Below are 20,683 nucleotides of genomic sequence, written 5' to 3' on the forward strand. Positions count from 1 at the left end.
CGGTATGGACGTACGGATCTGCAGCAAGGTCGCCTGTGGCGCGAGCGCATCGGCGACCCTGACGTACGACTACGGCGACTCGATGGTCGTCGTCGGACCGCTCTCCACCCGCGTCGAACCCCACGGGTACGACCTCTGCGCGCGGCACGCCGCGCGGCTCCGGGTCCCGCAGGGCTGGCACGTCATCCGCCGCGAGCCGCTCCGCGAGGACCGCACCGCGGACTGACCGGACCAGCCGCGTCCCGGTGCGGCCCACCGGGGTCGACCCGGGCCTCCCGGCCGGACAGGAGGCACGGTGCGCGTCCCTGAGTCGACGCGCGGAGCACATGGGAGACTGGGCCCATGCCCACTGAAACCCAGGCCGCAGCACCGTTCCGCGTGGCCGACCTCGGCCTCGCCGAGGCCGGTCGTCACCAGATCCGCCTCGCCGAGAACGAGATGCCGGGGCTCATGGCGCTCCGTGCGGAGTTCGCCGCCTCGCAGCCGCTCGCCGGCGCTCGCATCGCCGGGTCGCTCCACATGACCGTGCAGACGGCGGTGCTCATCGAGACGCTGACCGCCCTCGGTGCGCAGGTGCGCTGGGCGAGCTGCAACATCTTCTCCACCCAGGACGAGGCCGCCGCGGCGGTCGCGGTCGGCCCGACCGGCACGCCGGACGCCCCCGCCGGCGTCCCCGTCTTCGCGTGGAAGGGCGAGACGCTCGAGGAGTACTGGTGGTGCACGAACCGGATCTTCGACTGGAGTGCCGAGGCCTCCGCAGCCGGTGCGGCCTGGATCGGCCCGAACCTGATCCTCGACGACGGCGGTGACGCGACCATGCTCGTGCACACCGGTGCCGACGCCGAAGCGGCCGGACGGGCACCGGAGGCCGGCCCCGACGCCAGCGCCGAGTACCGGATCGTCCTCGACACGGTGGCGGCCTCGCTCGCGGAGTCGTCGGACCGCTTCACCCGGATCGCCGCGGAAGTGATGGGCGTGACGGAGGAGACGACCACGGGAGTCCACCGCCTGTACGAGCTCGCCCGCACCGGTGAGCTGAAGTTCCCGGCGATCAACGTCAACGACTCCGTCACCAAGTCGAAGTTCGACAACAAGTACGGCATCCGGCACTCGCTGCCCGACGGCCTGAACCGCGCGACCGACGTGCTCATCGGCGGCAAGGTCGTGTTCGTCGTCGGGTACGGCGACGTCGGCAAGGGGGCGGCGGAGGCGCTCCGTGGGCAGGGTGCACGGGTCGTCGTCAGCGAGGTCGACCCGATCTGCGCGCTGCAGGCGGCGATGGACGGCTACCAGGTGGCGCGGCTGGCGGACGTGGCCGACCAGGTCGACATCGTCGTCACCTGCACCGGCAACCTCGGCGTGGTCGGTGTGGACGACATGCTCGCGCTCAAGCACCTGGCGATCGTGGCGAACGTCGGTCACTTCGACAACGAGATCGACATGGCCGGCCTCGAGGCGCTCCCCGGAGCCGAGAAGATCGAGATCAAGCCGCAGGTGCACGAGTGGCGGCTGCCGACCGGACGCTCGATCCTCGTGCTCAGCGAGGGACGCCTGATGAACCTCGGCAACGCGACCGGGCACCCGTCGTTCGTGATGAGCAACTCGTTCACGAACCAGGTCCTCGCCCAGATCGAGCTGTACACCCGGCGCGACGCCTACCCGACGGGCGTCTACGTCCTGCCGAAGCACCTCGACGAGAAGGTCGCGCGGCTGCACCTCGAGGCGCTCGGCGTGCAGCTGACGACCCTGCGCCCGGAGCAGGCGGCCTACATCGGCGTGCCGGTCGAGGGTCCGTTCAAGCCGGACCACTACCGGTACTGAGGTCGCGCCCGGCGCAGCACCGCTCAACGGACACAGCACCGCGGATCACCGCGGTGCTGTGTCCGTTCCGCGGTTCCCGGTGACGTGGGCTCGCCGCGGGCTCAGCGCGGGAAGCCCGGCGGCCGCGCGCCGGCGACGGCCGTGGCACCGGCGATCGTCGCTGCGCGGGACGCGAAGGCCTGCCGATCGCGCGCGCGACGGAGCGCGACGACGCCGGCGAGGAAGTCCTCCGCCGGCACGGGCGGAACGGGGTGCGCGTACTGCGCGACCTCGGCGGCGAGGGCCGTCGCGGTCGCCGCGCGGAGCGAGGACTGCACGGTCGCCGCGTTCCGGAAGAAGGCTCCGAGCCGGTTCTCCAGACGCTGGGGGAGCGCCCCGACGTCCGCGACCCGTGCCCATCCGTGCAGGGTCGGCGGCAGGAGCACGACCGGGTCCGTCGACCGGGCGAGGCGCTCGTGCTGCACGACGGTGCCGGCGAGCAGGTCCCCGAGCCGCCGCGGCCGCGAGCCGAACAGCGCCACGAGCAGCGCGAGCGAACCGAAGGTCGACCAGAGCTCGAGGACACCGACGAGCGCTCGGGCGAACGCGTGCCGGAACGACACCGCTCCTCCGTCCAGGCGGACCACCCGCGTGCCGAGGGCGAACCGGCCGACGCTCTTGCCGCGGGTGACGGTCTCCACCGCGGCGGGGACGAGCACCAGCACGACGACGATGACGGCGATCTGCGCAGCGGCCAGCCACGCCGGGTCGACCCCGGACGGCCAGACCCGGGCGAGGCCGACGAGGAGCATCACGAACAGCACGACCAGGCACACCCCGTCGAGCAGGGCTGCGGCGAGCCGCGAGACGATCCCGGCCGGGACGACGTCGAGCGCGACGGCCTCCCCGACGACGAGCTCGTCGGCGGTGTCGTCGAGCGCCCGCACGAGGCGGCGGTCGGCGAGGTCCCTCGGCGTGGCTCGCTTCGACATGGGATCATTCTGTCGGAAACGGGCACGAGGGGGAGAGCGATGGACCTGGATGCGTACGCCGACGTCCACCGGCAGCAGTGGCAGGACCTCGAGCGCCTGGCGAAGCGCCGACCGGCCACCGGGGACGAGGTCGACCGGCTCGTGACCGGGTACCAGTCCGCGGCGACGGACCTCGCGCGGATCCGCGGCCGCTCCGCGCGGTCCACGACCGGCGACCGGCTCTCGCTGACGCTCTTCCGGGCGCGGCTGCGCTTCACCGGCACACCGACCGACCCGCTGACCATGCTCACCGCGTTCTTCGTCCTGCAGCTCCCGGCGGCGCTGCACCGGATCCGGTGGGTCACGATCTGGGTCGCGGTCGCCACGGCCCTCATCGCGCTGGTGTCCGGCGTCTGGATCGCGACGACCCCCGGCGCCGTCGCGACCTTCGGCACCGAGGCCTCGCTCCGGCGGTACGCCACCCAGGACTTCGTCGACTACTACTCCGACCACGGTCTCGGTGCCTTCACCGCGCAGGTGTGGACGAACAACGCCTACATCGCCGCGAGCATGGTGGCGTTCGGGATCACCGGGCTCTTCGTGCCGTACTCGATCGGGCAGAACGCGCTGAACCTCGGCGTCTCGGCCGCGATCATGCACTCCCAGGGGCGCCTCGGCGACTTCTTCCTCTACATCGCACCGCACGGGCAGCTCGAGCTGTACTCGATCTTCCTCGCGGGCGGTGCGGGGCTGATGATCTTCTGGTCGTGGGTGGCGCCGGGGCAGCGGACCCGGGCACAGGCACTGGCCGAGGACGGTCGCGCACTCATCGCGGTCGCGATCGGGCTCGCGCTCACCCTGCTGCTCTCCGGCATCGTCGAGGGGACCGTGACCCGCCAGGACTGGCCGTGGCCGGTGAAGATCGGCATCGGCACGCTCGCCCTGGCGCTGGTCCTGTACTACCAGTGGGTCGTCGGTCGCCGCGCCGTCGCCGCCGGTGAGCGGGGCGACCTCGAGGAGTTCGACCGCGGCGCGTCGACCATCGTCGCCGGCTGACCGCCCCGCGCCACTTCGCCGTCACCGTCACGTCGAACGGTCACGACACACCGCGCGCTCCTGCCCACCGGTCACAGATCGTCGGGTCACGCCGTCGCGGACGACGGGTCGTGACCGCTCGGCGACCGCGCGCGGTGGGTCGTGACCGCTCGGCGACCGCCGTCGTCGCCGGTTCGTGCCAGCTGGCCCGGTGGCGGGCCGGCGGCCGACCCGCTGACGCGGTCAGAGCCTCCCGGCGGCCTTGGCGCGCAGGTAGGCGTCTGCGACGAGCGGCGGCACCTGCTCCGGTGCGCCGCGCACCACCTCGGCGCCCGCGCGCCGCGCGACGTCGGCCACCCCGTCGGCGTCGAGCAGTGACCGCTCGGCCGCAGCCCGTCGGTACACGTCCCGACCACCGCCCAGGAGGCGCGACCCACCCCCGATGCGTCCGTCGCCGTCCTCGCCACGGGCCATCGCGGTCACCGCCGGGTCGGTCACGGCCGTCACCACGACGGCGTGTCGGCGCGTCAGTGCCGGCAGCACCGCGAGCAGGTCGCCCGACGCGCCGACGGAGTCGAGGCTCGTCGCGAGCACGACGAGCGACCGCTGTGTCGTCACCGAGTCGACCAGCGCCGGGACGGCCGCCCAGTCGGTCGCCGCGAGCCCCGGTTCCGCGAACGCGAGTGCGGATCCGAACGACCGGACGACGTCGGCACGTGTGGCTCCGTGCACGCGACCGCGGACGTCGTCGTCGACGACCGCGAGGTCGACCCGGTCCCCGGCCGCGGCGGCGAGCGCCCCGACGAGGAGTGCCGTCTCGATGAACGTGTCGAGCCGCGGTTCGTCGCCGACCCGGCCGGCCCCGGCGCGTCCGGCGTCGACGACGACGATCACACGACGGTCCCGCTCCGGGCGCCAGGTCCGCACGACGAGGTCCTGCCGGCGGGCGGTCGCGCGCCAGTCGATCGACCGGACGTCGTCGCCACGCACGTAGTCCCGCAGCGAGTCGAACTCGGTGCCGTGCCCGCGGAGCTGCAGCGTCGTCTCGCCGTCGAGCTCGCGGAGCCGGGCGAGCCGCGACGGCAGGTGCCGGCGGGACCGGAACGGCGGCGTGACGACGAGCTCCGCCGGGGCCGTCAGGACCCGCTGGCGCGCCGCGAGCCCGAGCGGACCGAACGCGCGGACCGCGACGCCGGCGCTCCGACGCCGACCGCGTCGGAACGGCGTGAAGCGCATCCGCGCGGTCCGACGTTCCCCGGCGGGCACCGACACCGGGATGCGTCCTGGGACCTGCCCCGCCGACGGCTCCCACATGTCGCGGACGACCGCGCGCAGCGGCCGCGTACCGTCGTTCGCGACGACGAGGGTGCCGTCCGCGGTCGTGTCGCGCCGCGCCAGTCGCGGCATCCGCCGGTCCACCCGGACGCGCCGGAGATCGGCGGCGAGCAGGACGTCGAGCGCGGCGGCGAGGACCACGACGCCGATCCACGCCGCACCGCCCCACCCGCTGCCGAGCAGCACGGTGGGGACGATCGCGACGGCGAGGAGTGCGACGAACCGCCCGGAGACCGCCACTAGATCGGCACCCGCACCTGCTCGAGCACCTGCTGGAGCACCCCGTCGGCGCCGACGCCCTCGAGCTCGGCGTCCGAGGCGACCCGGAGGCGGTGCCGCCACACCGGCAGGAGCATCGCCTGCACGTGGTCGGGCGTGATCGCGTCGTACCCGGTGATCCACGCCCAGGCCTTCGCCGCGGCGAGCAGGGCGGTCGCGCCGCGCGGGCTGACCCCGACGCGGACCGACGGTGCCTGCCGGGTGGCTCGGGCGAGGTCGACGACGTAGGCGAGGACGTCGTCACGGGCGCCGACGGCGCGGACGGCGCGCTGCGCGGCGGTGACCTCGGCGATCCCGACCACGGGTTCGATCCCGGCGGAGCGGACGTCGCGCGCGACGAAGCCGTCGGCGTGTCGGCGGAGCACCTGCCACTCGACGTCGCGGGGCGGCACGTCGAGCGTGAGCTTCATGAGGAAGCGGTCCAGCTGCGCCTCGGGCAGCGTGTAGGTGCCCTCGAACTCGATCGGGTTCATCGTCGCGGCCACGAAGAACGGGTCCGGCAGCGGCATCGCCCGGCCGTCGACACTGACCTGGCGTTCCTCCATCGCCTCGAGGAGCGCGGACTGCGTCTTCGGGGGTGTGCGGTTCACCTCGTCGGCGAGGAGCACGTTGGTGAACACCGGTCCCTCGCGGAAGGGGAACGTGCCCGTCGAGGCGTCGTACACGAGCGAGCCGGTGACGTCGCCGGGCATCAGGTCGGGGGTGAACTGGATCCGCTTGGTGTCGAGCGACATCGCGGCGGCGAGGCTGCGGACCAGCAGGGTCTTCGCGACCCCGGGGACGCCCTCGAGCAGCACGTGGCCCTGCGCGAGCAGTCCGACGATCAGCCCGGAGACGGCGCCCTCCTGCCCGACGACGGCCTTGCCGACCTCGGCACGGACCCGGCCGAAGGCGTCGCGGAGCGGGTCCGCGCTCGCGGTGGTGGCACTGGTCGCGGTGGTGGGGTGGTCGGTCACGGTCGTCCTCCTGGTCGGGGGTCATCGGTGGGTGCTGGTGCGCGGTCGGCCCGCGTCGGTCCGGCGGGCGGGGCCTCCGGCCTGGAGGCCCGTGGTGCGGCCCCGGAGACGGCGCTCGTCACGGCGCGCTCGAGGTCGTCGACCGCCGCGGCTCCGTCGACCAGCGCGCGGTGGTCGGTGGTCGGCCCGCCGACGAGCACGGCTCCGACGTGCGTCGCCGGTCGCCCGGTGACGGCCGCGGCGCGGCGCACCACCTCGTCGACGTGCGCGGACCGGGGGAGTCCGAGCGCCCTGCCGATCCGGCGGATCGCGGCCAGGCGGAGCGTGTCGAGCGTGTGGGTGCGGTCGCGGGTCCTGGCGTAGAGGCGGGCCCGGCCCTCGGTGGTCTCGGATGCGCGGACCACGACGGGGAGCTGTTCGACGACGAGCGGCCCGAGCCGACGACCGCGCCAGACCCCGGCGGCCACCGCGACGAGTGCCAGGAGCCCGATCGCACCGGGGACCCACGGCGGCGCGAGGCTGCCGAGGGTCGGGGCCGCATCTGCGGTGCCGGCGGTCGGCACGTACCAGGTGAGGTGGTCGGTCCCGCCGAGGAGCCCGAGCGCCAGCGCCGCGTTCCCCGCGGTCGTGATCGTGTCGTTCCGGAACGCCGCCGTGGTGCCGACGAGCGTGACGGTGCCCGCGTCCGTCGCGGTCGCGACGAGGCCCCAGGTGCGGTCGGCACCGGTGCCGACCGGTGCGCAGCGGGACCCGGCCGACGCCGGGGCCGTGTAGCCCGTCCCGGCTGCCGACACCCGGCCCGCTGCCCGCGCCGCCGGGACGGCGCACGACGCCGTGGACACGGTCGCGGTCGACTCGATCGCCGCCGCGGGTTGCACGTCGAGCCCGAAGGCCTCGAGCACGGCCGGGTCCTGCGTCACCAGGACCGCGTCCGGCACGGTGCGGGCGATCCGGCGCGCGGCGGAGGGTGCCAGCACCCCGGCGGAGTCGTCCACGAAGACCGTGCCGGTGCCGATCCGGTGGACGTCGTGCACGACGTCGACGTCGGTGCCCTGCTGTTCGAGTACGCGGACGAGTGCCTTCGACCCGCTCGCGGTCGGGGAGGTGGGGTCGAGCGGGTCGTTCGTCGGACCGCTGCGGCTGCCGATCGCGGCGGTGAGCACGGCGAGGAGCACCCCGACCGCGACGACGGCGACCCAGAACACGATCCGGGCACCCCGGCCGTCACGGTCCGGCGCCGCCGTCTCCCGGACACCGGGCCCGACCGTCGTGGCGCTCACGCGGGCACCGCCGGCGTGGTCGTCCGCGCGGGTCGGGCGGCGCGGACGGTCTGCTCGGTCTCGACGACCTGCCGGGCGGCGTGCTCGTCGGGCTCGTCGCCGAGGTACCTGGTGCCGTCGAAGGTCGCCGCCGCGGCGTGCAAGGCGTGCAGGGCGTCCGGGAACACCACGGCCGCACGGCCCGCGATGGCCTGCGCCGTCGCTCCGGGGACGTCGGGTACGAGGTCGCGTTCGCCGAGGCCCCGTGCCAGCGCGCGGTAGCCCTCGAGCACCGCGGCCGACCAGTCACCGGCGCCGAGCGCCGTACGTGCTGCCGCCGCGATCTCGGCCGCGGAGCGCAGGTCGTCGTCGTCGAGCACGCCGCCGACCCGGTCCGCGCGGAGCCGGGCGCGCCGCCGGGGGAGTCCGCGAGCCACGACCACGATGACGACCACCGCGACGAGGACCACGACCGCGACGACGAGGAGCGTCCGCCCGAACGCCGGCGAGCCCAAGCCGTCCGGGCGCAGCGAACCGAGCCAGTCGAAGAATCCCCGTGACAGGCGGTCCCACCAGGTGACGTGTGCGCCGTCGTACTCGGAGCGCTGGAGTTCACGCTCGAGGAGCCGGCGGGCCTCGTCCGGGTCGACCGTCGCCATCAGTGTCCGCCCGGCCGTGGTGGGCCCCACTGCTGCTGCGGCGGCTGCGGCTGTGGCTGCCAGCCGGGTTGCTGCGGCCAGCCGGCCTGCTGGGGCCAGCCTGGCTGCATCGGAGGCTGCTGGGGCCAGCCTGGCTGCATCGGGGGCTGCTGCTGCCACCCCTGGCCGCCGAGGGGCCACGAGGGGCGGACCACCTGCGGCGCCGGGGCGAACGGGTCGCTCGGCTGTCCGGTCTCCAGGTGGGACGCGATGCGCTGGTCGAGGGCCTCGGTCCGGATGCGGCGGTCGATCGCCAGGAACGTGGTGATCGAGGCGCTGAGGACGTCCGTCACGCACTGCACCGCGATCACGAGGAGGCTGCCGAGCACGAGCGTGACGACCGCACCCACCGAGACGCCGGAGCCGGACCCGGTCTGCCCCAGCGGGTCGAACACGCCGGAGAACAGGCTCGCACCGACCGTCAGCGGCGTGCTCGCGATCCCGGCAGCGAACCCGAACATGACCTGCACGAGCAGCAGGATGCCGAACGTGCGCCAGAACGCGCCGCGGGTGAGCCGCCAGGACTGGGCCGCTGCCGCGAAGACGCCGCGGCCCTCGAGCGCGATCGTCGGGACGGTGAAGGCGAAGCGCGTGGCGAAGAAGGCCAGTGCGACGCCGAACCCGAGCACCATCCCGATGATGCCGAGCACGAACCCGCCGACACCGCTGTTGCTCGCCGCCAGGGCACCGACGAAGCCCGCCACGACGAGGGCGAAGGCCCCACCGACGACGAGCCCGCCGGCGATCTGCAGCAGCATCCACCAGAGCACGGTCAGCCGCCGACCGGCCAGCAGGGTCCAGAGCCCGCGGAAGGTGCCGCGGCGTCCGAGCATGCGCTGCCCGGAGTCGACCGCGACCGGCGCGACGAGGAACCCGCGGGCGATCCACGCCAGGAACGGCACCGCGACCGAGATCACGAGGAACAGCAGCACGGACCCGGCGAGGATCGTGTCGGAGTCCCCGGAGCCGGATCCGTCCACGGCGGCGAACATCCGGGACTGCAGGGACTCGCGTCCGAGCGCGGACGCCAGGGTGGAGACGAGTCCGAGCACGCCGGAGAGCAGCAGGCTCCAGAGCAGCAGCACGCGGGGGTTCCGACCGAACACGGCGAACGCGCCGGCCAGCACGTCGCCCAGGCCGAGCGGCCGCAGCGGGACGACCGGGCGCGAGCGCGGCAGGGGCGCGCCGGGGAACGGCGGCGGGGGCGTGGACCCGCCGGGGAACGGCGGGGGCAGTGGAGCCGACCCACCCGGGAAGGGCGGCGGCGTCGGGGCACGGTCCGGGCCTCCAGGCCGTGTGCTCGCGCCGGGTGTCTGCCAGTCGTCGCCAGCCATGGAACCGCCCCCTCACCTCGGTCGCATGCGGCAACACGCGAACGCTCCCATCCTGGCGGAAAAGCCGATGCGATGGGGCCTCGGCTATCGTGAACGGGAAGTGCCGGCCCGGGCACCCCCGTACGCCACCGAAGAGTCCTCATCACATGACACCGCGCATCCTCGTCGTCGACGACGACCAGGCCCTCGCCGAGATGATCGGCATCGTCCTCCGCTCCGAGGGCTACGAACCCGAGTTCAGCGGCGACGGCAACGACGCCGTCGACGCCTTCCACGCCACGAAGCCGGACCTCGTCCTGCTCGACGTCATGCTCCCCGGCATCGACGGCATCGAGGTCTGCCGCCGGATCCGGGCCGAGAGCGGGACGCCCATCATCATGCTCACGGCTCGCGGCGACACCGCCGACGTCGTCACGGGGCTCGAGAACGGCGCGGACGACTACGTCGTCAAGCCCTTCAACCCGAAGGAGCTCGTCGCGCGCATCCGGACCCGGCTCCGTCCGACCGCCGCGGACGCCACCGTGCTGCACGTCGGTGACCTGACCGTCGACGTCCCCGGGCACGAGGTCCGCCGCGGGGACGCCGTCATCGCGCTCACCCCGCTCGAGTTCGACCTGCTCCGTGCCCTCGCCGAGAAGCCGAACCAGGTCTTCACCCGCGAGATGCTGCTCGAACAGGTGTGGGGCTACCACTACAAGGCGGACACCCGGCTGGTGAACGTGCACGTCCAGCGCCTCCGCGCGAAGATCGAGCACGACCCGGACAACCCGCGCATCGTGTCCACCGTCCGTGGTGTCGGGTACCGCGCCGGCGGAGCCTGACGACCGTGCCACCGTCCACCGCCCGGTCGACGTCCATCGGGCGCGTCCGCCGACGGCTGCGGAGGTGGGCCAGGCGGTTCTGGCGCGGCATCGCCTTCCTGTGGCGCCGCTCGCTCATGTTCCGGAGCGTCGCCATCACGGTGACGACCACCGGCCTCGCGGTCGTGATCATCGGCACCGCGGTCATGCTGAGCATCTCGACGAACGTGTACTCGCAGCGCCGCGACCAGATCGAGGCGGAGTCCACCAGGGCCACGAACGTCGCCCAGGGCATCTTCGACGCGGCCACCGCGGCCGAGGACAACAACCAGTCCGAACTCGAGACCCTGCAGAACGAAGCGCAGCAGGCGATCCTGTCGAACACCACGAGCCCGGGTGGCACCAGGATCGCGATCGAGCGCTCGCCGGACCAGTCGACGCCGCAGACCCTGCAGAACGTCGCGAGCTCGGACTTCCCCGACGCGGTGATCACCGACGCGCTGCGCAAGGAGGTCGGGAAGAACACCGGCAACCTGAGCCTGCAGCCCGTCCGCCTCGACGACGCCGGACGGACCGAACCCGGGCTGGCGGTCGGCTCGACCCTGCAGATCCCGAGTGCCGGACAGTACGAGCTCTACATCGTCTACGACCTCTCCGACGCGCAGCAGACCCTCGACTTCGTCTCGCAGACGCTGTCCATCGGCGGCGTGGCGCTCATCGTCCTGATCGCCGTGGTGACCTCGCTCGTGGTGCGCCTGGTCGTCGTGCCGATCCGCGGAGCGGCCGAGACGAGCCGGAAGATCGCCGCCGGTCGCCTCGACGAGCGGATCCCGGTGAAGGGCCAGGACGACGTCGCGACGCTGGCCAGGAGCTTCAACGGCATGGCCGACGCCGTCAGCCGCCAGATCACCCAGCTCGCCGAGCTGTCCCGCGTGCAGCAGCGCTTCGTCTCGGACGTCTCGCACGAACTCCGCACCCCGCTCACCACGATCCGCCTCGCCGGCGACGTGCTCTACGACGCCCGGCACGCCTTCGAGCCCGCCGTCGCCCGCTCGGCCGAGCTCCTGCACGACCAGATCGAGCGGTTCGAACTGCTCCTCGCGGACCTGCTCGAGATCTCCCGCTACGACGCGCAGGCCGTCGAGCTGGAGACCGAACCCGTCGTGCCGGCGTCGCTGACCACCGACATCGTCGACGAGTTCCGCCCCCTCGCCGAACGGCTCGGCGTGGAGCTCCGCCTGGCGACGCCCGGCGGCCACACGACGATGCAGCTCGACGCCAGGCGCATCCGGCGCATCCTCCGCAACCTCGTCGGCAACGCGATCGAACACGGCGACGGCAAGCCCGTGCACGTCGTCGTGGACAGCGACGCCAGGACGGTCGCGATCGCGGTGCGCGACCACGGTGTGGGCATGCCGCCGGAGGACACCGCGCGCGTCTTCGACCGGTTCTGGCGCGCCGACCCGAGCCGCAAGCGCACCATCGGCGGCACCGGCCTCGGGCTCGCCATCAGCCTCGGCGACGCGAACCTGCACGGCGGTCGGATCGACGTGTGGTCCCGCCCCGGCGAGGGCTCGGCGTTCGTGCTCACGGTCCCGCGTGCCGGGCACGAGGTCACGACGACCTCGGCGATCCCGCTCCCCGAACTCGACGAGTCCTACGACGGCCCCCGCGAAGGAGACACCCCATGACCCTCCGACGTGCTGTCGCCGCGGCTCTCGCCGCGGTCGCCCTGGTCGCCCTCACCGCGTGCGCGGCGATCCCGACGGGCGGCCCGGTCCGGAGCGGGCAGAGCCTCAAGGGCGACTCCCTCTCCGGGGTGGACTTCCGCCCGAGCGGACCGCAGGACGGGCAGGACCAGGCGACCGTCCTCGAGAAGTTCATCGACGCCGCGACCGGCGCCCAGGACAACTACGCCATCGCCCGGGAGTTCCTCAGCGACTCCTTCTCGCAGAAGTGGAACCCCCGCCAGGGCGTCACCATCCGCCAGGGCGACGGCGACGTCGAGCGCGTCGGAGCCCGCGAACTGACCTACACACTGACCTCCACCGCGACGGTCGACAGCGACGGCGAGTACACCGCTGCGGTCCGGCCGACCTCGTCGACCCTCACCTTCCAGTTCACGAAGGAGGGCGGTCAGTGGCGCATCAAGTACGCCCCCGACGGCATCATCCTGTCGCCGGTGAGCTTCGAGCAGGTGTTCCAGGCGCACGCCCTCTACTTCTACGACCCCACCTACCGGTACCTCGTGCCCGACGAGCGCTGGTTCCTGGCCCGCTCGTCGACGAGCACCCGGATCGCGAGCGCCCTGCTCGCCGGACCGGCCGGGTGGATGAAGGGCGCCGTCCTCTCGTCGTTCCCGGAGGGCACCCAGCTCTCGCTCAACGCCGTGACCGTCGACAACGGGACCGCCCAGGTCGACCTCTCCAGCGATGCACTGGGGTCGAGCACCGTCGACAAGGTCCGCATGCGCGAGCAGCTGACCCGGTCGCTGGCATCCGTCGCGACGATCTCGTCGGTCGACCTGACCATCGAGGGTGCGACCGTCTCCGTCCCCGACTCCGGCGGGACCGCGGCGATCGTGGCCCCCGACGTCGACCCGCGGCCGCTCGTCGTCGCCGGTGACGCCGCCGGGTACGCGACGGGGACGGGTGACGTCACCGCCCTCGGCGACGGCATGGGAGCGGCCATCGCCGGACTCCACCCCTCGTCGCTCTCGCTCAGCGCCGCCGGGACCGAGGCAGCCGTCGGCGCCCCGAACGGCGTCTCCGTCGTCCGGAGCGGCAAGAAGACGGCCCTCCTCGACACCCGCAGCCCCGACGTGTCCCCGTCCATCGACGACGCCGGGTTCGTCTGGGTCGGCCAGTCCTCCGACCCCCGGGACGTCATCGCCTACGGCCTCCTCGGGGACCCGCACACGATCACGACGACGCTGCCGAGCGGCCGACTCGTCTCGTTCGAGGTCTCGCGGGACTCGACACGCGCGCTCGCGCTCATCGACACCGCCGACGGACCGGGGCTCTACGTGATGGCGATCATCCGCGGCTCCGACCGGACCCCGACCGCGCTGGGGACGCCGGTCCGACTGCAGGCCGCGTCCGGCAAGGCCGTCGGCGCCACCTGGGTCACCGACCTCGACGTCGCGTCCGTCGGCCGTGACGCCGACGGCTCGAACGTCGTCCGCGCGACGATCGGCGGCCAGTCGACGGTCCTGCAGCGGCCGGACGGCACCGCCATGCAGATCGCCGGCGGCAGCGGGGGAGCGCTCCTGCTCCGCACGAGCGACGGGCAGGTGCTGCAGTCGACCGGCGGCGGGTGGGACCGGACCGGGGTGACGGCCGAGGTGCTGGGCACGCAGCGGTAGAGCGCGGTTCCTCCACAGGCCACCCGGACTGGAGGCTCGTCCACCGCCCGGCAGACCCGCCGCCGGTCCGGCCCGTGGCCGGTCGAGGATCGTGGCATGTCCGCTGCTGACCACCCACCGTCGCCCTCCCCGTCTGCTGTGTCCTCTCCGCCTGTGTCGTCGGCGATGCGGCGATCCGCCTGGTCGGCGGCACTCGTCGCCGTCCTGGCGCTGTTCCTCCCCGTGACGTGCCTGGGGTGCGGCTCGCCCGACCGCGCCGTGTGCCCGGACTGCCGCGCCGCACTCGCCGCTTCGCCCCGACGGGTCCGACTCGTCGCGGGGGTGCGACTCGACGCGGCGTTCGAGTACGAGGGCCTCGTCCGCACGCTGCTGCTCGAGCTGAAGCTGCGTGGACGGACGGACGTCGCAGCCCTGCTCGGTCGTCGCACCGCAGCCCTCGTGCGGCAGGCGCTCGCCGCGTCGCCGCCCGGCACCGTCGTCGCGCGGATCCCACCCTCCCCGCGCGGTCGGCGCCGACGGGGGTTCGACACCGTGGTGCTCCTCCTCGCCACGGGCGGGGTCCGCGGCACCAGGCCGCTCCGGCGTCGACGCGGTGCAACGGCCGGGCAGAAGGAGCGTTCGGCACTGGAGCGGGTGGACGCCACGGTCGAATCCCTGCGGGCGGAGCGGTTCCGCGGCCGCGACGTCGTGGTCGTCGACGACGTCGTGACCACCGGCGTGACGATGGCCGAGGCGGTCCGGGCAGTCCGAGCCGCCGGCGGTCGGGTCACACGGTGCGTCGCGACGGCGAGCGTGGAGTCGTGATGCGTCCGTGTCGGGGGGCGGACGCGGTGGCGACCGGCTGGTGAACGCCCGGTGTCCACTGTGCATCCGGTGGGTGTCCGGGTGGAACCCGCGGCGTCGGGTGACGCGGAGGTGCCGACGGGGATAGCCTCCCGGACAAGGCGTTCAGGATCGCCGGATGGAGGCGACGCGCCGAAGTACGGATGGGAGCCGCGCATGGACGTGACGATCACGGGCCGGAACGTCGGGATCACCGATCGATTCCGCACCTACGTCGAACAGAAGTCCGAGAAGATCGACGTGCTCGCCGACCGCGCCCTCGCCTTCGAGGTGCGCATCAGCCGCCACCACGAGAAGAGCGGCAGCAACCAGGGCGAGGACCGCGTCGAGTTGACGCTCGTCGGGCCCGGGCCGCTGGTGCGGGCGGAGTCGGCGGCGTCGGACAAGTACGCGGCGTTCGACCTCGCGTTCGCGAGGATCACCGAACGGCTGCGGCGAGCGCGCGACCGCAAGAAGGTGCACCGGGGACGGCACCGCCCGACCTCCGTCGCCGAGGCGGCGGGCTCGGCGTTCGACGGCATGGGCGTCACTCCGGCTGACGGCAAGCTCATCGACGAGGTCGCGACCGGCGCGATCGCGGTGGTCGAGGACGACCACCACGAGGAAGAGGACGACGTCTACTGCCCCGTGGTCATCCGCGAGAAGGTGTTCCAGGCGGCACCGATGACCGTGGACGACGCGCTCTACAACATGGAGCTCGTCGGGCACGACTTCTACCTGTTCGTGGACGCCGAGAGCGGCCGCCCGAGCGTGGTCTACCGGCGCAAGGGATGGGACTACGGCGTCATCGGCATCGACGGCACCGCTGCCGACGACGCGACGGCGCGGGTCCCCGCCGAAGCGCTCGCCTGAGCGCCGACCCCCGCAGGCGTGTGCGTGGCCCGTTCGCGGGTCGCGCACACGCGCGCCGCTCCCAGCAGAGGGATCGGCCGGGTTGCTAGCATGACTGGCTGATCGGGCGCGCCGACCGCGTGCGCCCACTCGTAAGGAGTTCACGTGGCAAACGTGCTGGAGAAGGTCCTCCGCGTCGGTGAAGGGCGCACCCTCCGCCGACTGAAGGCGTACGCCTCGGCCATCAACGACCTCGAGGACGACTTCGCGAGCCTGACCGACGACGAGCTCCAGGACGAGACGAAGGAGCTCCGCGAGCGGTACGCCAACGGGGAGACCCTCGACGACCTGCTGCCGGAGGCGTTCGCCGCCGTGCGCGAGGCCTCGAAGCGGACCCTCGGCATGCGGCACTTCGACGTGCAGCTCATGGGTGGCGCCGCACTCCACCTCGGCAACATCGCCGAGATGAAGACCGGTGAGGGCAAGACCCTCGTGGCGACGACCGCCGCCTACCTCAACGCGATCCCGTCGCGCGGCGTGCACGTCATCACGGTCAACGACTTCCTGGCGTCCTACCAGTCCGAGCTCATGGGCCGCGTCTTCCGCGCCCTCGGCATGACCACGGGCTGCATCATCGCGAACCAGTCCCCGGCCGAGCGCCGCGAGCAGTACGCCGCCGACATCACCTACGGCACGAACAACGAGTTCGGCTTCGACTACCTGCGCGACAACATGGCGTGGCAGGCGTCGGACATGGTCCAGCGCGGGCACTTCTTCGCGATCGTGGACGAGGTCGACTCGATCCTCATCGACGAGGCCCGCACGCCGCTCATCATCTCCGGACCGTCCTCCGGCGAGGCGAACCGGTGGTTCACCGAGTTCGCGTCCATCGCCACCCGCCTCGTCGCGGGTGAGGACTACGAGGTCGACGAGAAGAAGCGCACCGTCGGCGTGCTCGAGCCCGGCATCGAGAAGGTCGAGGACTACCTCGGCATCGACAACCTGTACGAGTCGGCGAACACCCCGCTCATCTCGTTCCTCAACAACGCGATCAAGGCCGACGCGCTGTTCAAGCGCGACAAGGACTACGTCGTGATGAACGGCGAGGTGCTGATCGTCGACGAGCACACCGGCCGCATCCTGATGGGCCGTCGGTACAACGAGGGCATCCACCAGGCCATCGAGGCCAAGGAGGGCGTCGAGGTCAAGGCGGAGAACCAGACGCTCGCGACCGTCACGCTGCAGAACTACTTCCGCCTGTACCAGAAGCTCTCGGGCATGACGGGCACCGCGGAGACCGAAGCGGCCGAGTTCATGTCGACGTACAAGCTCGGCGTGGTCGCGATCCCGACGAACCGCCCGATGCAGCGCATCGACCAGACCGACCTCGTCTACAAGAACGAGAAGGCGAAGTTCGAGCAGGTCGCGAACGACATCGAGGAGCGCCACGAGAAGGGCCAGCCCGTCCTCGTCGGCACCACGAGCGTCGAGAAGTCCGAGTACCTCTCCAAGCTGCTCGCCAAGAAGGGCGTCAAGCACGAGGTCCTCAACGCGAAGAACCACGCCCGTGAAGCCGCGATCGTGGCCCAGGCAGGTCGACTCGGCGCGGTGACGGTCGCGACGAACATGGCCGGCCGCGGTACCGACATCATGCTCGGCGGCAACGCGGAGTTCCTCGCCGTGCAGGAGATGCACGCCAAGGGCCTGTCGCCGACCGAGACGCCCGACGAGTACGAGGCCGCGTGGGACGAGGTCTTCGCCGCACAGAAGGCCATGGTCGAGGAAGAGGGCGACAAGGTCCGCGACGCCGGCGGCCTCTACGTCCTCGGCACGGAGCGGCACGAGTCGCGGCGCATCGACAACCAGCTGCGTGGTCGTTCCGGCCGCCAGGGCGACCCGGGCGAGAGCCGGTTCTACCTGTCGCTGACCGACGACCTGATGCGCCTGTTCAACTCCGGTGCCGCCGAGAGCCTGATGGGCCGCTCGAACGTCCCCGACGACCTGGCGATCGAGAACAAGCTCGTCGGCCGTGCGATCCGTTCGGCGCAGTCGCAGGTCGAGGGCCGCAACGCCGAGATCCGCAAGAACGTCCTGAAGTACGACGACGTCCTGAACCGCCAGCGTGAGGCGATCTACAGCGACCGTCGCCGCATCCTCGAGGGCGACGACCTCCACGAGCGCACGCAGACGTTCCTCAAGAACGTCATCGACGACGTGATCGACGCCCACACCGGCGAGGGCAGCCCGGACGACTGGGACCTCGACGCCATGTGGACCGAACTCGGGACGCTGTACCCGATCTCGATCACCATCGACGAGGTCATCACCGAGGCCGGGTCGAAGGGCAAGGCGACGCGGGAGTTCCTCGGCCGCGAGATCCTGTCCGACGCCAAGCTCGCCTACGCCAAGCGTGAGGAGATGCTCGGTGACGAGGCGATGCGCGAGCTCGAGCGTCGCGTGGTGCTCTCCGTCGTGGACCGCCGCTGGCGTGACCACCTCTACGAGATGGACTACCTCAAGGACGGCATCGGCCTCCGTGCGATGGCACAGCGCGACCCGCTCGTCGAGTACCAGCGCGAGGGCTACGCCCTGTTCCAGAGCATGATGGGGCAGATCCGCGAAGAGTCGGTCGGCTTCCTGTTCAACCTCGAGGTGCAGGTCCAGTCCGACGGCGAGAACGCCGTCATCGAGGCGAAGGGCCTCAGCGAGGACGAGGTCGCCGGTCTCGAGTACTCCGCACCGTCGATCGACGGCGAGGTCGAGGTCCGCGACGAGCGCGGTCGCCTCGAGCAGGCCGCGACCGCCCTCGCGCAGCGTGCGCAGGCCGAGGAAGAGGCCGCCGTCGTCCCCGAGAAGGGGTCCGCGTTCGGCTCCGCCGCGACGGCGACCGGTCAGGCGTCGACGAACCGCGCCGAGCGTCGGCAGGCGGCCAAGAAGGGCTGACCCGCTCCGCCCGTGACGGGAGGCTCGGTGCTGGCTGGCACCGGGCCTCCCGTTCGTTCGTGCTGCTCCGGTGCGTCAGAGCATCCCGATGGCGGTGGCCCGCCACCGGCCGGACCGCATCTCCAACCGGATCGCCACGGCGCGGGCGTGACTGCGGGTGTGGACGACGACGCTGGCGTCGGCGACGCCCTCGCGGGGCGCGCTCACCACGGCGGTCCCCACCCGGATCGTCGGACGGACGGCGCTCCGCCCGGTCGCCGACCGTGCCCGCGCCGCGGTCGCCGCGCGCTGCTGCAGATGGCGCTGCACGTCGTCGGTGACCCACCTGGTGATGCTGTCCACCTCACGTGCTCCGGACAGGATCTCCGCGACGCAGAGCGCGAGCGCCCGTGCGGTCTCCTCCGCGTCGGTTCCCGTCGTCGCCGCTTCCGGCAGGTGGGGACCCGTCGCCGGTTCGAGCGCCCGCTGCTCGAACGTCTCCCGCTCGGACGTCTCCCGGTCGACCGTCCGCTGCTCGACCGCCCGCGCGGCATCGTCCTCGATGCGCTGTGCTTCCCTCGCCACCCCGGCCCCTTTCGTTGGTGGGAGGAGCGTATGAGGAATACGAAATGGGAAATGGATCCGCCTCTGGCCTGTGGATGGTGGCGATCTCTCCACAGTGCGTCCCACCTAGACTGGGCCGGTGTCGACCCTCAGTGATCTCGTCCTCGCACAAGGCCGATCCTCCGAAGCGGACGTGGAGTGGCTCCACCTGCTCGTCGGGGACTGGCAGCTCCTGGCGGACCTCTCGTTCGCGGACATGGTGCTGTGGGTCCCGACCGCCGAGGACGGCTCGTTCGTCGCCGTCGCGCACGCCCGGCCCTCGTCCGCGGCCACCCTGTTCTACCGGGACATCGTCGGCCAGGAGATCCGCGAGGAGTGGCGCGAGCAGATCACCGAGAGCTTCGCCGGGTCCCGCGTCGTGGACTCCGCAGAGCCGGACTGGTACGAGGACACCCCCACCCGCGTCCGTGCCATCCCGGTGCTCCGGCGCCTCAGCCCGAAGAGCAAGGAGACCACCGACCGACCGATCGCGGTCGTCACGCGGCACTCCAACCAGGACGAGATGCGGACGCCGAGCCGGCAGGAGCTCAACTTCACGGCGAGCGCGAACGACCTGTTCGGCATGATCGCGACCGGTGACTTCCCGGACCTCGGCGCCCCGGCCGGGCCCCGGCGTGGGGCGCCCCGGGCGAGCGACGGTCTGCTGCGGCTCGACACGAACGGCATCGTCACGTTCGCGAGCCCGAACGGCCTCAGCGCGTTCAACCGGATGGGCTTCGAGGGGGAACTCGAGCGCAAGTCCCTGGCCGAGGTCACGACCGAGCTCCTCGGCCAGCAGCTCGACGTCGACGAGTCCCTGCCGCTGGTGGTGACCGGACGTGCCCCGTGGCGGGCCGACATCGAGTCGAAGGGCGTCACGGTGTCGCTCCGGTCGATCCCGCTCCGCGACCACGGCGAGCGGATCGGCGCCGTTGTCCTCTGCCGCGACGTCACCGAGATGCGGCACCAGGAGCGTGAGCTCATCACCAAGGACGCGACGATCCGCGAGATCCACCACCGCGTGAAGAACAACCTGCAGACGGTGGCGTCACTGCTGCGCATCCAGGCGCGGCGGACGCACTCGGACGAGGCCAGAACGTCCCTGCAGAACGCCATGCGGCGCGTGGCGGCGATCGCCGTCGTGCACGACACGCTGTCGACCGGCCTCAGCCAGAACGTCGACTTCGACGAGGTCTTCGACTCCGTGCTCAAACTCGTCACCGAGGTCGCTGCGTCCCACAACACCACCGTGCACCCGAAGAAGACGGGGGAGTTCGGTGTGCTCCCGTCCGAGGCGGCGACGCCCCTCGCCCTCGGGCTCACGGAACTCGTCACGAACGCGGTCGAACACGGCCTGGACGGGCGCGACGGCGAGGTCGAGATCGTCGCGAACCGATCGGACGACCACCTGTCGATCCAGGTCCGCGACAACGGGGTCGGGCTGCCGGAGGGCAAGGTCGGCTCTGGTCTCGGGACGCAGATCGTCCGGACGCTCATCCAGGGCGAGCTCGGTGGCACGATCGACTGGCACACGATGACCGGCAGCGGCACCGAGGTCACGATCTCGATCCCGTTCCGCTGGGAGACCGCGGCCGCGTAGGCGACGCGCACTGCCGCGCCTCGCACCCTCCTGCGAACATCGCACCCTGCTGC

Annotated in this window: 17 protein-coding genes; 10 read left to right on the forward strand and 7 right to left on the reverse strand. The window is 72.4% G+C overall.

The genetic code is table 11. The features are described 5' to 3' along the window. Window positions 1-4: 4 nt before the first annotated feature. Together FS641_RS11165 and ahcY are read left to right on the forward strand one after the other, a co-directional pair. Entirely contained in the window at window positions 5-226 is a 222-nt protein-coding gene (locus FS641_RS11165) for a DUF3499 family protein (protein ID WP_144763699.1), read from the forward strand. Window positions 227-342: 116 nt separating this feature from the next. Next, complete coding sequence (gene ahcY, locus FS641_RS11170) at window positions 343-1,821, forward strand: adenosylhomocysteinase (RefSeq protein WP_144763701.1); 1,479 nt, start codon at window positions 343-345, stop codon at window positions 1,819-1,821. 101 nt (window positions 1,822-1,922) lie between these two features. Here ahcY and FS641_RS11175 read toward each other — a convergent pair whose 3' ends face one another. Next, window positions 1,923-2,792 (reverse strand): RDD family protein, encoded by an 870-nt coding sequence (locus FS641_RS11175; protein WP_144763703.1) that lies wholly within the window; start codon window positions 2,790-2,792, stop codon window positions 1,923-1,925. Window positions 2,793-2,831: 39 nt separating this feature from the next. On the opposite strand from FS641_RS11175, the gene FS641_RS11180 reads away from it, so the two are divergent. After that, the gene (locus FS641_RS11180) at window positions 2,832-3,827 is read left to right on the forward strand and encodes a stage II sporulation protein M (RefSeq protein WP_144763706.1); all 996 of its coding nucleotides are present in this window, start codon (window positions 2,832-2,834) and stop codon (window positions 3,825-3,827) included. 222 nt (window positions 3,828-4,049) lie between these two features. Here FS641_RS11180 and FS641_RS11185 read toward each other — a convergent pair whose 3' ends face one another. The 5 genes from FS641_RS11185 to FS641_RS11205 are packed head-to-tail and all read right to left on the reverse strand — an operon-like array spanning window position 4,050 to window position 9,667. Continuing rightward, on the reverse strand, window positions 4,050-5,381 hold the full coding sequence (locus FS641_RS11185) for a DUF58 domain-containing protein (protein ID WP_144763708.1): 1,332 nt from the start codon (window positions 5,379-5,381) through the stop codon (window positions 4,050-4,052). After that, on the reverse strand, window positions 5,381-6,376 hold the full coding sequence (locus FS641_RS11190) for a MoxR family ATPase (protein ID WP_144763710.1): 996 nt from the start codon (window positions 6,374-6,376) through the stop codon (window positions 5,381-5,383). Before FS641_RS11190 ends, FS641_RS11185 begins: the two co-directional genes overlap by 1 nt. Beyond that, on the reverse strand, window positions 6,373-7,656 hold the full coding sequence (locus tag FS641_RS11195) for a DUF4350 domain-containing protein (RefSeq protein ID WP_144763711.1): 1,284 nt from the start codon (window positions 7,654-7,656) through the stop codon (window positions 6,373-6,375). The genes FS641_RS11190 and FS641_RS11195 overlap by 4 nt, the downstream gene beginning before the upstream one ends. Next, window positions 7,653-8,294 (reverse strand): DUF4129 domain-containing protein, encoded by a 642-nt coding sequence (locus tag FS641_RS11200; protein ID WP_144763713.1) that lies wholly within the window; start codon window positions 8,292-8,294, stop codon window positions 7,653-7,655. The genes FS641_RS11195 and FS641_RS11200 overlap by 4 nt, the downstream gene beginning before the upstream one ends. After that, complete coding sequence (locus FS641_RS11205; protein WP_144763715.1) at window positions 8,294-9,667, reverse strand: glycerophosphoryl diester phosphodiesterase membrane domain-containing protein; 1,374 nt, start codon at window positions 9,665-9,667, stop codon at window positions 8,294-8,296. The genes FS641_RS11200 and FS641_RS11205 overlap by 1 nt, the downstream gene beginning before the upstream one ends. Window positions 9,668-9,813: 146 nt before the next feature. Between FS641_RS11205 and mtrA the strand changes: the two genes are divergently transcribed. The 6 genes from mtrA (at window position 9,814) to secA (ending at window position 18,448) form a co-directional block, all read left to right on the forward strand. Then, complete coding sequence (gene mtrA, locus FS641_RS11210; protein WP_144763717.1) at window positions 9,814-10,488, forward strand: MtrAB system response regulator MtrA; 675 nt, start codon at window positions 9,814-9,816, stop codon at window positions 10,486-10,488. A gap of 5 nt (window positions 10,489-10,493) precedes the next feature. Beyond that, window positions 10,494-12,158 carry an MtrAB system histidine kinase MtrB gene (gene mtrB / locus FS641_RS11215; protein ID WP_260855791.1) on the forward strand — a complete coding sequence of 555 codons (1,665 nt, stop codon included), beginning with the start codon at window positions 10,494-10,496 and terminating at the stop codon, window positions 12,156-12,158. Further along, window positions 12,155-13,831, forward strand: coding sequence for a GerMN domain-containing protein (locus FS641_RS11220; protein ID WP_144763719.1), 1,677 nt, complete (start codon window positions 12,155-12,157; stop codon window positions 13,829-13,831). Before mtrB ends, FS641_RS11220 begins: the two co-directional genes overlap by 4 nt. Before the next feature lie 165 nt (window positions 13,832-13,996). After that, window positions 13,997-14,635 carry a phosphoribosyltransferase family protein gene (locus FS641_RS11225; protein ID WP_186317709.1) on the forward strand — a complete coding sequence of 213 codons (639 nt, stop codon included), beginning with the start codon at window positions 13,997-13,999 and terminating at the stop codon, window positions 14,633-14,635. 195 nt (window positions 14,636-14,830) lie between these two features. After that, window positions 14,831-15,526: a ribosome hibernation-promoting factor, HPF/YfiA family gene (hpf, locus tag FS641_RS11230; protein ID WP_144763723.1), complete on the forward strand. Its 696-nt coding sequence runs from the start codon at window positions 14,831-14,833 to the stop codon at window positions 15,524-15,526. A gap of 144 nt (window positions 15,527-15,670) precedes the next feature. Continuing rightward, window positions 15,671-18,448, forward strand: a complete 2,778-nt coding sequence (gene secA, locus FS641_RS11235) for a preprotein translocase subunit SecA (protein ID WP_144763725.1) — start codon at window positions 15,671-15,673, stop codon at window positions 18,446-18,448. 75 nt (window positions 18,449-18,523) lie between these two features. Here the strand turns inward: secA and FS641_RS11240 are convergent, their stop codons facing one another. Beyond that, entirely contained in the window at window positions 18,524-19,012 is a 489-nt protein-coding gene (locus tag FS641_RS11240; RefSeq protein WP_144763727.1) for an Rv3235 family protein, read from the reverse strand. A gap of 118 nt (window positions 19,013-19,130) precedes the next feature. On the opposite strand from FS641_RS11240, the gene FS641_RS11245 reads away from it, so the two are divergent. After that, window positions 19,131-20,630 carry a sensor histidine kinase gene (locus FS641_RS11245; protein ID WP_144763729.1) on the forward strand — a complete coding sequence of 500 codons (1,500 nt, stop codon included), beginning with the start codon at window positions 19,131-19,133 and terminating at the stop codon, window positions 20,628-20,630. The last annotated feature ends 53 nt before the right edge of the window (window positions 20,631-20,683 follow it).

The organism is Curtobacterium sp. 9128 (genome assembly GCF_007673775.1).
Lineage (GTDB): Bacteria > Actinomycetota > Actinomycetes > Actinomycetales > Microbacteriaceae > Curtobacterium.